At 70.7% G+C, this 12,984-nt stretch carries 6 protein-coding genes; 2 read left to right on the top strand and 4 right to left on the bottom strand.

Annotated elements, in window-relative coordinates:
• Positions 1-10: 10 nt before the first annotated feature.
• From ACFYU0_RS14995 to ACFYU0_RS15010, 4 genes are all read right to left on the bottom strand, one after another.
• Positions 11-5,074, bottom strand: a complete 5,064-nt coding sequence (locus ACFYU0_RS14995; protein ID WP_389301069.1) for a class I SAM-dependent DNA methyltransferase — start codon at positions 5,072-5,074, stop codon at positions 11-13.
• 25 nt (positions 5,075-5,099) lie between these two features.
• Positions 5,100-8,003: a DEAD/DEAH box helicase gene (locus tag ACFYU0_RS15000; RefSeq protein WP_389301072.1), complete on the bottom strand. Its 2,904-nt coding sequence runs from the start codon at positions 8,001-8,003 to the stop codon at positions 5,100-5,102.
• A 121-nt stretch (positions 8,004-8,124) separates the two neighbouring features.
• Complete coding sequence (locus tag ACFYU0_RS15005; RefSeq protein ID WP_389301074.1) at positions 8,125-9,408, bottom strand: serine/threonine-protein kinase; 1,284 nt, start codon at positions 9,406-9,408, stop codon at positions 8,125-8,127.
• A gap of 196 nt (positions 9,409-9,604) precedes the next feature.
• Entirely contained in the window at positions 9,605-11,740 is a 2,136-nt protein-coding gene (locus tag ACFYU0_RS15010; RefSeq protein ID WP_389301897.1) for an N-6 DNA methylase, read from the bottom strand.
• Between the two features lie 216 nt (positions 11,741-11,956).
• Here ACFYU0_RS15010 and ACFYU0_RS15015 point away from each other — a divergent pair, with 216 nt between their 5' ends.
• Both ACFYU0_RS15015 and ACFYU0_RS15020 read left to right on the top strand, forming a co-directional pair.
• Entirely contained in the window at positions 11,957-12,508 is a 552-nt protein-coding gene (locus ACFYU0_RS15015) for a hypothetical protein (RefSeq protein ID WP_389301076.1), read from the top strand.
• A gap of 151 nt (positions 12,509-12,659) precedes the next feature.
• Positions 12,660-12,977, top strand: coding sequence for a hypothetical protein (locus tag ACFYU0_RS15020; protein ID WP_389301079.1), 318 nt, complete (start codon positions 12,660-12,662; stop codon positions 12,975-12,977).
• Positions 12,978-12,984 lie beyond the last annotated feature (7 nt).

Consider the following 12,984-nt stretch of genomic DNA (forward strand, 5'->3'; position numbering starts at 1 on the left):
TCAGCGGAGTTCAGCGACCTGCGGCGATCTCCTTGTCCAGGCGTGCTTGGAAGTGGGCGTGTGCGGCGCGCATCTCGGCTTCGCGGTCGGCCTTATAGAACGGAGCGGTGTAGCCCTCGGGGGGCGGGGTGGTCTCCGGGTTCTCCAGGTGGGCGAGGAGGTCGAGGTAATCCTGCTTGGTTTGGCCGTGCCCGTACGTGTGGTGGCTTGCCGCGATCTTGCGGCCATTCGTGTCGAAGTACATCTCGGATTCGCGCTGGGCGAGAATATAGAAGCGGGACCTGTAGATGGTTACCAGCTGATCTGCGCTGATGCCGAGCCAAACTGAGACAAGAGCGTCGAGTTCGACGAGGGCGGCGCGACGCTCGTACTCCGTGCGGAGGGGGGTGCCGTACTCCCAGACTGTCTGGAGGTGCGTCGCGAGTGGCTTGAGGTTGCGCCATCCTGGATTGGCCCAGTCCTCATAGGTTGGCCAGGTGGGGTGGAAGAGCTCCTCCCAGAGAGGTGCGTAGGAATTTGTCAAGGCGTTGAGGCGGAGAGTGCGAAGCAGGAGCGGGTCCGCCAGTGGGTGATCGGCTGTGGGCGCTGGCATGACTTTGGCGCCGGCTGGAGTCAGGTCTGCGCGGCCCGTGATGCGCAAGAGGTAATCCAAGGGTAGCGCCGCCCAGAATCCTGCGTTCAGGGTGGTCAGGCGGTTGTCGGCAAGGGCCATGGACTGCACGGTGTTGACGTGGGTAGGGCCTGGTGGGATAAGGGCAGCGAAGAGGCTGCGCTCGCCGTCGAAAGCGATCATTCTGCGCCATGCCAGACGGAAGTACTCTGTGTAGCTCCGCCCCCCCCAGTCGTCTTGGGCGTCTCGAAACGCCGTCAGGTCGGAAGCACGTACATAGTTGGTGCGCGGAACGATGTGAGGTGCAAGGGACGGGAGGTGATAGTCGCAGTAGTCGTTGTGATTTCGCAGTGGATGATTCGGCTGCTTTTCGATCGGGGTGGCGATGCCGAAGTGAGGACCCTGCAAGATGGTATCGGAGAGCTGGTTCGGGGCACCTTCAGCCCAGCGAATTATCCCGTCTTTCTTCGACATGGTCTCGTGATATCCCTGGCCGATGTGCGGGTTGTGCGAGCTGAGGCGGAAGCCTGCGGCAGAGAGCGCGGCGACCGCATCTTCCTCCGCATCCGTTACCGGGTAGAGTAGCGCTACTTGATCAACAGGGGTGTCGGTCTCGCCGGAGAGACGTTGCCACTCCGAAAGTCTCGTGATGTCTACTTGGACAATGCGCGCTCGGTGGGGTCTCAGTTCCCACTCGCCGTTTCGCTTGATGCCAGGAAGGTCACCGGATCCCGGGTGAGAAATGGAACCTGTAAGCGTGTCCGCGCTGAAGAGCCAGCTCACATGAGGGAAACAAATTCTAGAGCTCTGGCCATAGACGTTTACTGAGAACTGGCGGGTCTCCTTGATTTCGGGGAAGATGCGGAGCTGGTTCCAGAAGTGTGCGTGGAACCGGAGGTGTCGATAGGTTGCTGCACGAAATGCTCCTTCTCGTGTCCCGCCGAAATGACTGTCCGGATGGATTAGCCCCGACATGCCTGCAAGGGAACTGTTCAGCCAAGTGCGGCACATGAAGGCCCGGTAGAGATCAGGCTGGGTTCCACTCAACAGCGGGTAAGTCGTCGCGCTGCGCAAGCTGGAAACCGTGCCGACGTTCGAGGCCAGCTCTTCCAGAAAGAAGAGCGAACCGACGGTGTCGAACACCTCATTCTTGCGTAGGCGCTTTTCAGCGACGGTGGACTTCTCGGTCAACATGAACCATGGTTCCATCTCGGCAAGGACACCGTCCTCCTGCCAAGTTGGCCGCACCCAAGGCGGATTCCCCACCTGCAAGTCGAACCCGCCTGCAGTAGCGAAGACCTGCCCGAACTCCAACTCCCAGTGAAAGAATCCCTGCCGCTCAGCCACATCCCGAGCCACCCCCGCCCACGGATACCGCGACTCAAGCGAGTAGAACCGCTCCATGCCCATCCACTCGGGCAACTCGTCCTCGTATCGCTCCAGTTCGTCCAGCGTGTCGAACTGGGCCACCAGCGAGTCCGCAGCCACGTCCTGCGTGCCCAACAGCGACTCGGCGAAGTCCAGCCAGTCGTCCAGTGAGGCTAGCGCGATCACCGGGCGTCGCTCACCACGGATCTGCTCCTTGCGGCTGCCGCCCCGCGTGCCCTTCGACTTGACCTCGACGACCTTGACCTCGCCGAACAGATCCTCCGACTCGTACGTCTCCCGTGCGGGCGCGCCCGCCTGACCCGGCACGGGAGCCGGAGCCAGAGCCGTCGACACGACCCACTCGCCCGACTGCGACGCAACCTCCGCCGCCCGCACATACGCCTCATGCGTACCATCCAGCAGCGCAGCCTCCTGCACCGGCCAGAACCACAGCGCGCACCACGCGTCCATCAGCGTCTTCAGGCGCCAGTAAGGCGTGTCGACCGCCTCCAGGTCCTCCTTGACCTCTTCCCTCGGCACCGCGACCTCAGGCGACCGCAGCCAGCCGTCCTCCGCCCCCCACACATCAATCCGCCGCGAGATCTCCCGCTCGGAGATCTCCAGCCGGCGCACGACCAGCCCCCACAGGTACTCCGCCCGCCGAGCCAGCCCCTGCAACCGCTTGGTCTGCGTCGCACTCGGAGACTTGGTGATCGCCTTCCGCCAGGCCGCGAGCGCTTTCGACTCCGCCGGAGCCAGCGCCTTGGCCTCCTTCTCGGCCGCCACCGCGCCCCACTCCTTCGCCGGAAGCAAGAAGTGGTGCACCGCGCCCTCAGGCAGCGACGCCCCCGCCAGCGCCTCCGACAGCGGGAACCGCTCCGGAGTCGTACCCAGCCAGCCGCCCTTCTTCAGGCGCTCGGCGGAGTACACCTCTCGCCGCCCACCGATCAGCGAGTTGCCGCGCCGCAGGTGCAACCCGAACCACGGCGCCTCCATCCCCGGATGCATCGTGTTCAGCCACAGCGACACCTCCGCCAGCTCCACCGCCGTGTCGTTGAGGTCCACGCCGTAGGAGTTGTGCAGCGCGATGTACGCCTTGGCCTTCTGCAGCTCGACCGCGTACTTCTCGGTGTCGATGGCGACGCCCAGCTCGTCCTGGCGGCGCCGCAGGTACTCCGCCGCGACCTGGTTGATCGCCTCGTTGAGGAACGCGCCCGAGCCGAGCGCCGGCTCGCAGATCTTCCAGTCCAGCAGCTCCCGCGCCTCGGTCACCGTGTCGTCCTGGTCCAGGCGGTGCTGCAACGCGAGCTGGACCGTCACGCGGGTCAGGGATTCCGGCGTGTAGTACGAAGCCGAGGTCTGGCGGTCGCGCCCCGACAGGCGGTACACGAACGCGCCCGGCGCGTACCGCACCCGCTCCTCCACGCCCGTGTCCTCGTCCTTGTGCCGGACGAACACCTCGTCGGGGTACTCGTCGGCCTTGGTCGCCGGGATCAGCCAGGAGCCGTCCTTCGGGTCGCCGTTCTTCGCGACCTCGTACAGCTCCTCGCCCGCCACGAAGCCCGAGTAGGACATCAGGCCCTCGTATACCGCGCCGAGCTGGTTGATGCCGAGCTGGGCGTACGAGATGAAGCCGCCGCGCTCGCGCCTCTTGCCGCGCGTCAGCATCAGCAGGCGCAGCACCCGGTACAGCGTCTCGTTGCGCAGGCGGGTGTCGACGAACCGCTCCCCGCCCTCGGTACCGGCCTCGGACTCCGTGTCGACACGGGGGTCGGGTACGGCGTCCCGCCCGATCAGCCGGATCGCGTCCCGCTCGAACAGCTTGGAGTGCAGCGGCTCGAAGCGCAGGCCCAGATCCTCGGACGTCTTCGCGGTCACGGCCTCCGCCGACTCCGCGTCCACCCCGTGCGTGCGGCGCGGGCGGTAGCCCTCCTGGACCTTGCGGAAGAGCAGGTCCAGCGACTCGTACAGGTAGAAGCCCTTGCGGGACTTCTCGTCCACCAGGTCGCGCTCGGCGATCAGCTCGCCGAGGCGGCCGAGGCCGTAGCCCAGCTGGTACTCGGGGTAGTCCGAGGGCAGGATGCCCAGCTCGGGACGGGCCTCGGCGTACAGCAGGAACAGGATGCGGTACAGGTAGCGCAGCGACTCGCGGGTCAACTGGCGCCCCAGCTCCGGGAGTTCCTTCACCTGCTCCGGGCGGACGCCGGCCTCGCGTAGCCGGTCCAGCACCTCGTTGGCGATGAGCTCGACGCTCAGCCGCAGGCCGTCCCGCAGCTCACTCGAAACGCCCACCGCGTGCTTCGTCGACTTGTCGAGAAGCGAGGCGAGGGGGTTCTCGCCGCCCTCCTCCGGCGTGCGCAGCGAGTCCGCGCCGAACAGCGCGGCCACCGTGTCGAGTTCGCCGCCCACCTTGGTGTCGTTGCGCTCCAGCGCCATGTCCAGCGACACCGCCAGGTAGCGGCCCTCGCCCCACGCGGCCCGGTCGGCGAGCACGACGACACCGCCGACCAGCAGCAGGACGTACCGCGGGGCGTCCTCGCAGGCGAACAGGAAGGACGCCAGCTTGGAGCCGGTGCTGATCGTGTGCTGGCCGTCGAGGCGCAGCTCCTCCAGGAGCCGTCCCGCGCCGTCCGGGTCCAGCGCGTCGTCCGGCTCGGCCGACCAGCCGCAGTCCAGCGCGACGAGGTCCTTCTCCGCGTGCGCGACGGTCACCTCGTACGACTGGTCGGCGCGCACGACGGTGATCGTGCCCGGCTTGGCGTCGAAGCCGAGCGCGTGCAGCACCTCCGCGTTCAGCGCGTGCACGCGCTCGCACCACTCGGGGGCGTCGTACGTGACGGCGTCGTCGCCGGTCGCCGCGCGCTCCTCGTCCAGCGTGAAGTAGGAGCGGGCCGCGAAGTAGGGGCGGCGCAGCGCCCGCAGGCCCGCGCGCGGGGTGACCGGCAGCGCGCCCTCGGGGCGTTCGGCGCCGGCCGCGTCCTCCTCGTGCTGCTTCCACTCGGTGAGCAGGCCGGACTTGAGATCCTTGGGGAGGACCTCGGCGAGGTAGTGCGCGGAGAAGTAGTCGCCGCGGTTGACCAGGCTGTCGTACGTCATCTTCGAAGAACCTCTGCGAGATCGGTCAGGCGGCGTGGGCCGGGGCGAGGACGGCGAGCAGGCGCAGCATCGGGCGGCCGGTGGTGAGGAGGGAGTCCGCGAGGGAGGCGAGGCGTTCGCGGGTGCCCGTGACCGTGCCCGTGGGCCCGGAGGCGCCGCCGCTCGTCAGTGTCGGCTGCTCCCATGCGCCCAGGCGGGTCTTGTACTCCTCGATGGGGGCCCGCAGCGGTTCGTCCCACGCCTCGCGGCGCTGCTCCAGGAACGCCTCCGCGGTGTCCAGGATGCCGGGGATCGCCTCGGCCAGGCCGGTCGTGTCGTGGGCGAGGCCCGGGTTGGCCATCGTCGGGCCGACCTTCGCGCCGCGCAGGACCGACACCATGTCGTCGTCGACCTCGCCGTCCGCGGTGACCGCCATCCACTTGACGACGGTCGGGCGGCCGAGCGCGTTGGAGTAGATGCCCTGGACGAGGTACGTGGGCCGCGCCACGTCGGCCGTCAGCACCGGTGCCTCCTGGCGGTCCAGGCGGACCAGGACCTTGTCCGTGAGCCACTCCATGACCGGGTGCAGGTCGGTCAGCAGGGAGATGTCGGGCCAGCTCGACGTCGCCGAGGCGCGGGCGCGGGTGAGGCTGCTGTCGGCGAGCCGCCGGTTGAAGGTGACCTTCAGACGGTCGCGCAGGCCCTGCTCGCGCACGTAGTCCGGGGGCAGCGCCTTGAGGCGGTGGACCAGGTCGGAGGGCGGGACGAAGGAGAGCAGGCCGGTCTCGGGGTCGACGGACAGGTCCAGCCGGTCGTGGGCGTCCGGGTAGACCTCGCGCAGCGCCTCGTCCAGGAACTCGCGGGCGGAGGCGAACAGCCGGGGTACGTGCGCCCTGGGCACCGATCCGGTGCCGTCGCCCGCGTCGTTCGCGGCGCCGTCCCCTTCCGGTTCCTCGTTGACGGGGCCGAAGAAGTCCGCGAGGAAGTCGTCCACGGCGTCGTCGTCGCCGGTGTCGGCGGCGCGGTCGGTGTCCAGGGACTCGTCCACGGTGCGGCCCCGCAGCAGGTCCTGGATGAGGGACTTCTCCTCGGCCTCCGCCCGGTAGAGGCCGGAGACCGCCTCCGCCGTGCCCAGGGACCGGTGGGCCTGCGCCTCGCGCTCCAGCAGGCGCTCGGCGACGAGGGTGTCGTCCTTGGCGCCGTCGACGGAGCTGGTGAGGATCAGGGCCCGGAACTGCGGCTGGTGCGCCTGCCCGTAGCGGTCGATGCGGCCGTTGCGCTGCTCGATGCGGATGAGCGACCAGGGCACGTCGTAGTGGACGAGCTGGTGGCACTGGCGGTGCAGGTTGACGCCCTCGGAGGCGACGTCGCCGGTGAACAGGATGCGCACCGGCGTGTCCGCGAGGCCGAAGTCCTCCACGCACTGCATCTGCTGCTCGTCCGACAGACCGCCGTGCATCACCCGAGCCGCCTCCTCGGCGGCCTTCCCCTTGAAACCGAGGGCCTGCGGCACGGTCCGCGCCAGCCACTCCAGGGTCTGCACGCGCTCGGAGAAGACCACCACCCGGGTGTCCGACTTCGGACCGACCCCGATCTCGCGGAGCTGCTCCAGCAGCGCCCGGAACTTGCCCGAGTCCGTCTCCGTCATGCCCGCCGCCAGCTCCTGGAGCCGGTGCAGGGCCGCGCGTTCGGCGGCCGTCGACTCCGGGGCGTTCTTCTTCTCCAGCGTCTTGATGCGCGTGTTGACCGTGGCCTTCAGCGCTGCGTGCGAGGAGAGGAAGGACTTCAGCAGCGTGTACGGGAACAGGGGCACGTCACTGACCGACTTCGAGCCGTCGGACGGCAGCCACACCGCGGCCAGCTCCTCGAAGATCCGCTCCTCGGCGGGGGTGGCCGTGATCCGGATCGAGCGGGAGGGACCGCGGTCCGCCCACTGGCCCTTCATCTGCTCGCGCACCTCGGGGCTGACCTTGGTGCGGCGGATGAACAGGTGCTTGATGTCCCCGGCGCGGTAGTGCTCGGGGTCGCGGATCGCCGCCGGGTCGAGCAGGGAGATCAGCTCGGCGAAGGAGCGGGCGTCACCGTTGTGCGGGGTCGCGGAGGCCAGCAGCAGGGCGTCCGTGTGCGGCGCCAGCGTGCGGGCGAGCTGGTTGCGCAGGGAGCCCTTGTTGATGAGGTTGTGCGACTCGTCGATGACGACCGCGTCCCAGGTGATCCGCTCCAGGTGGTGCTTGTACTGGTCGGTGTTCTTCAGGGTGTCGATGGAGACGATGACGCGCTTGAAGTACGTGAACGGGTTCCGGCCGGCCGGGATCTCCCGCTGGATCCGCTCGATGCCCACCGAGTCCAGACGCACCAGCGGGATCGCGAACCGCGTCCACAGCTCGTGCTGGAACTGCTCCAGCACGTGCTGCGGCGTGACGACGAGGATGCGCTCGCCGCGGCCGCGGCGGATCAGCTCGGCGAGCGTGAGGCCGATCTCCAGGGTCTTGCCGAGACCCACGACGTCCGCGATGAGCATGCGGGGGCGCAGGTTGCGGCCCGACAGGGCGAGTTGCGCGGGGCGCTGCTGGTAGGGGAGCGAGTCCAGGAGGAAGGAGTCCGCGAGGGCCAGGCCGCGCTCCGCCTGCGGCAGCGGTGTCTTGCGCAGCACCGCCTCCAGGAACAGCCGCGAGCGGCGGAAGTTCGGCGAGTCGTCCCGCACCAGGCGCGTCCGGCGCGGGTCGAGCAGTTCGATCCGGTCGAGCCCGGTGAAGAACACCGCCTCCTGGTCGCGTACGAAGTCCGAGGCGCCCACGGCCTCGATCCGGGCACCGTCGTGCTCGGTCCGCGTCGCGTTGCGCACCAGCCACACCTCGTCGCGCACGAGGATCTGGGCACCCGGCGGGAACTGGGCGTCCTGGTCGCTCGCCGCGGGGGCCGTGGTGGCCGTGGTGAGGTCGGCGGTCACTCGGGTGCCTCCTGGGTCGTCATGTCGTAAGGCTGGGTGGAACCGCGTCCGGCTCGGCGGCGGTGTCGCCGTGCGGCCGGTGCGGGCACCGGTCGGGGGAGGCCGTACGCCTGTGTCACGGTCAGGGGGTCCGGCTCGGTGCGAAGGCCGCTCCCGCCGCGTAGGCGGCCCGGATGCGCTCCGCCGTCCTGCGGGCCTGGACGGAGTGGCGCAGGGTGCGCGCCGGTTCCGGGCGGTGCCGGGGCGGCCCCGTGGGACGCCCCGGTGCCGGCGGCCGCTTCCCGTGGGAGTCGTCCGGCGGGGCGCCGTGGCCTGGGGCGTCGGGTACCGGGGATGGTGTCGGCTCGTGCGGCACGGGCTCCGCCGGGAGCGTGGGAGTCGGTTCCTCCACGTCGGCGGAGGACGTCGGCTCCGCCGGGGCCGCCGGGGCCGCCGGGGCGGTCGTCGCGGGAGGGTTCTCGAAGGGCACGGTGGGCGGCGGCGCCGTCCGGGGGGCGGGCCCGGACGGCGGCGCCGCCGGGCCGTGCTGCCGGGCGGTGTGGGCGGTGAGCCGGCGCCGGGCCTGGGCGATTTTCAGGCCGTACGCCTCGATCACCGCACGGCACCGCTGCACCACCTCGGCCAGCGAGGGACGGTCCTGCGCACGATGGGCCAGCATGTCCTTCAGCAGCGGCACCAGGTCGGCGGGCGCGTCGGCGAGGTCCGGGGCCGACTCGGGGTCGGTGACCAGGTGGAAGACCATGTACGGCGTCGCCGCCTGGTGCGGGTAGTGGCCGGTCACGGCGAACAGCAGCACCGCGCCGAGCGCGTAGACGTCCACGGCGGGCGTCAGCGGCTTCTCGCCGGCCGCCTGCTCCGGGGCCATGCAGACCGGGGTTCCGACCACCTGGTGGGGTGCGGTGAGCGACACCTGCGACTCGGTGAAGGCGGCCAGGCCGAAGTCGATGATCTTCGGGCCGTTGGGGCCGAGGAGGACGTTCGCCGGTTTGAGGTCCCGGTGCAGCAGGTCCTGCGTGTGCACGGCGGACAGCGCCTCGGCGAGGACGGCGCCGAGCGCCGCCGTGAGGACGGACGGCAGCGGTCCCTGCGCCTCCACGTGACGGGCGAGATCCGGGCCGTCCACGTACTCGGTGGCCAGCCAGGGCCGCTCCGCCTCCGCGTCGGCGCCCAGGAACGCCGCGATGCGCGGACCCCAGATGGTCTTGAGGACCTCGATCTCCTGGGCGAACCGCAGGCGGGACTGGGAGTCCACGACTGCTGGCTTGATCACCTTCACCGCGGCGGGCTCACCCCCGGGCGACTCCCCGAGGAAGACCTGTCCCATGCCGCCCTGGCCGATACGGCCGAGGAGCTCGAAGTCGCCCAGCGAGCCGGGGTCCTCGGGGTTCAGGGGCGTGATCTGCACGTATGTCCTCGAATTCGGTCTCTCGGCGAGCACCTGATCAGCCACGATGCGCGCGTGAAGACACGGTAGTGGATACGACCGGTGTCAGGTACAAGGAATGCGGGACGGAGATATCAACCCCGCGCGGTGAAGAACCTGTGAGGGTCTGTCCTCAGGGTGCGGAGCCGCCCCCTCGCGGGTGCGCTGCCGTGCCCCCTTACTCGCGGGACGGCAGCAGCTGCCCGCCGGTCAGGCCCCCGGACAGCAGCGTCACGGTCTCCTCCGCCAGCCGCGTGGCCCGCCGCGCTTCCGCCAGTAGCTCGTGCACGCGCCGGAAGGCCTCCCCGTACCGTCGCTGCTCCTCCAGCGGCAGCAGCGGCACGCGCAGCCGGCCGGGGGTGACCGTGAGCACCGTACTGCCGGTCGACGCGCCCGCGATGTTGTCCTCCGCGCCCAGGAACCCGGCGAGGAACCAGGGGTCAAGTCGTGCCTGGTCCGGACGGAAGAGGTGCAGGTGGGGGCCGAGCAGTGCGCCGGCCTCCGCCTCTCCCGCCACCCGGGCCATGGGCCCGCCCCCGCTCGCGGCCGCCCGTACCAGCACGTCTCCCGGGGCGATGACAGGAGCCGTGTCCGTGCGCAGCTCCGCCGGGTCTCCGGTCGGGCCCGACCCGCCCGCGATGTCGGCGTGGGTGAGGACGGGGCGGTCCGCCGAGCCTTCGTCGCCGGGCTCCGCGCGTCCCCGTGCGCCCTCCGGGGCCGTCCGCAGCAGCGTCAGTGCGCCACCGCGGGTGAGGTCCGAAGCCGTGGCCGTACGCCACTGCCGGGCCGAGGCTCCGGCCGGGCTCCAGTCCTCGTACCCCGCCGCCGCGCCGAGGGACCGTGCGGCCTGCACGAGGTTCCGGCGGGTCGCCTCCACCTCGGCGGACAACCGGTCCGGGTCGACCTCGGCCCGCGAGGCGCGGACGAGGCGTGCCGGGGCCAGGTCCACCACGTCGTCCAGGAGGTCGACCACGCCGACCGCTCCCGAGATCCCGGGCTCGCCTTCGAACGCGTCCGGGTCGCTGTCGAACGCCTCCCACGCGCCGAGGACCTGTGCCGTGATCCGGTGCCAGTCCAGGGCGGAGGCGCGGCTCCCGCCGCGCGTGCGCGGGCCCGCCGCCCTGCCGCCCGCTGCTTCCGTCTCCGCGTGCGCCGCGTCGACGAAAAGCACCGACCTGCGCTCCTGGCCTCCCGGTTCGGGCCGCTGCAGGACCCAGATCTGGAGCCCGATGTGCAGCGGAACCGCCGCGCCGACCGGCAGTCCGATCACCGCGCGCAGCGCGCCGCTGCGTACAAGCTCCGCCCGTACGCGGCGCCCGGACGCACGGGCCGCCGTGGCGGGCGGCAGGAGCAGGGCAGCGCAGCCGCCGGGGGTCAGGTGGGCGAGGGCGTGCTGTGTCCAGGCCAGCTCGGACTCGGCGCGGGCCGGGACGCCGTACGCCCAGCGGGGGTCGTACGCCAGCTCGTCGTGGCCCCAGTCCCGGACCCCGTACGGCGGGTTGCTCAGCACCGCGTCCGCGAGGAGGTCGGGAAAGGCGTCCGCGCGGAGGCTGTCGCCGGCGCGCACGGTGACCTTCGCGTCCGGCGCCGTCAGCATCAGGCCCACCGCGCTCCGCTGCGCCTGCACGGGCAGCACGTCCTGGCCGTACAGCTCGCGCGCGCCGCGACGGGCGGCGGCCGCGAGCAGGGAGCCGCTGCCGCAGGCCGGGTCCAGGACACGCTCGGGGTGGCCGGGGATCAGGCGCGCTAGCAGGTCCGCGAGCGCGGTCGGTGTCCGGTAGGCCCCGCTCGCCGCGCTCTCCTCCAGCTCCCGCTCCGCGAGCACACGCAGGGTGGCCTGGCCGCCCTCCTCCTGTACGCACGCGTACAGCGCACGCAGGACCTCCGCGTCGGCCGCCTCGAAGCGGACGGTGTCCGAGCCGGGTACGGCGTCGGCTACGCCCGCCGCGTCGTGCTCGGCGCGAGCGGCGAGGTCCGCGTCCGGCAGCCGGGCGGCGGCGGTCAGTTCGTCGGCCGTGCGGCCGGCCGCCGCGAGGACGAGGAGCAGCAGGTCCGACGTGCCGACACCGGCGGCCCGCGCGTGCAGGCGGAGGGCCGTCCGCAGCTCGTCCGACGGGGTGGCCGCGGAGGTGTGACCGCGTGAGGCCAGCCAGTCGCGCACGGCCTGGAGGTCGTACAGCGGGCTGGCCTCCGTACCGCCCGAGGGCGCGGGGAAGTCGTCGTGCCGACGGCGCCAGTTGCTGACGGTGGCGCGCGTGACCCCCGCGATGCGGGAGATCTCGGCGGCCGTCACCTGAGCGGATGGCTGGGGCATGGCGGTCGTCCTGGGCCTCTGGGTGGTGGACACGGCAACAACCTATAGCAGTCGTCAAATCTGTCAACTTGTTTGACGATGCTTTCAGGCATGTGCTTCTCTGATGTTGCTTCCGGTTGGAAGCGTGCATCAGGCCGCGGATTCCGTGCTCTCGGCATTCGCCTTCTTGGCTCACGTCTGTCTGTTTCTCGTCGCACCGCATGGGGGGACCCACTCATGTCCACGCCTCCTTGGGCCCAGCCGCCCTACCCGCAGGTCCCGGAACCGCCGAAGAAGAAGAGCAAGGCCAAGGGCTGCGCCGGTGCCGGCTGCCTCGGCATCGTCGCCGTCGTGATCCTCGGCGGCGTGATCTCCGCGGCCGGTGGCGGCAAGTCCGGCAGCGCACCCTCCGCCCACGGTCCGGCCGCCGCGCCGTCGCACGGTCACCACGGCGCCAAGTCGGCTGCTCCGCAGTCCGAGGCCCACAGGAAGAAGCCGCAGACCGTCACCTACGAGGTCACCGGCACCAGCGGCGCCGACGTCCAGTACGGCCCGGCCGGGTCCAACGCCCAGGGCAAGGTGCCCATGAGAGTGATCAAGGCGCTCCGTAATCCTCAGTACTACGCGATCACCGCGCAGCTCCAGGGCGGCGGACACGTCACCTGCCGGCTGAAGGTCAACGGCAAGGTCATCTCGCGGTCCACCGCGTCGGGCGGCTACAACATCGCCTCCTGCGAGATCAGCAAGGACATCTTCAGCGGCAAGTGGAAGGACACGAACGCCGGCTGACAGGCGCGCAGACGCGGGACCACGTCCGGGGGGAAGGCGAGGAGCGCGTCCAGCGCCACTCGCCGACCGCCGCCGCGGTCGCGTCCGACCGCCCCTGCCCGGGCGGCTCCCGCCCGACCCGATTTCCCGGATCCACCTGGGGGAGAACCGCTTGACCGAGACGGACGAGCCCGAACTGACCGTGTACCACCGCCACCTGGCGCGGCTGCCGGCGCGCGACGACCGGGACCACTTCCGGGCCCTGCTCGTCCAGGCCCGCCACATCACCACCGCGTCCTACGAGACCACCCTCTACGACCACCAGCAGACGTTCCGCCTACTGTGGCGCCATCTGCAGCGCAGCGGTCACCTGGACGTCGCCCGCCGTGAGGTCCGGGCGCGTCTCGCCTCCGGTCGGGCGTCCCCCGACGAGCGCGCCGATCTGGAGCTGTTCCTCACGGTCTACGCGCAGACCCGCCCCGGCGCGTGACCACGCG

Source organism: Streptomyces sp. NPDC003720 (assembly GCF_042875075.1).
Classification (GTDB): Bacteria; Actinomycetota; Actinomycetes; order Streptomycetales; family Streptomycetaceae; genus Streptomyces.

Excerpts from the sequence above, each read along its gene's own strand:
- ACFYU0_RS14995 (WP_389301069.1), bottom strand. The coding sequence starts at position 5,074 with ATGACGTACGACAGCCTGGTCAACCGCGGCGACTACTTCTCCGCGCAC.
- ACFYU0_RS15010 (WP_389301897.1), bottom strand. The coding sequence starts at position 11,740 with ATGCCCCAGCCATCCGCTCAGGTGACGGCCGCCGAGATCTCCCGCATC.
- ACFYU0_RS15015 (WP_389301076.1), top strand. The coding sequence starts at position 11,957 with ATGTCCACGCCTCCTTGGGCCCAGCCGCCCTACCCGCAGGTCCCGGAA.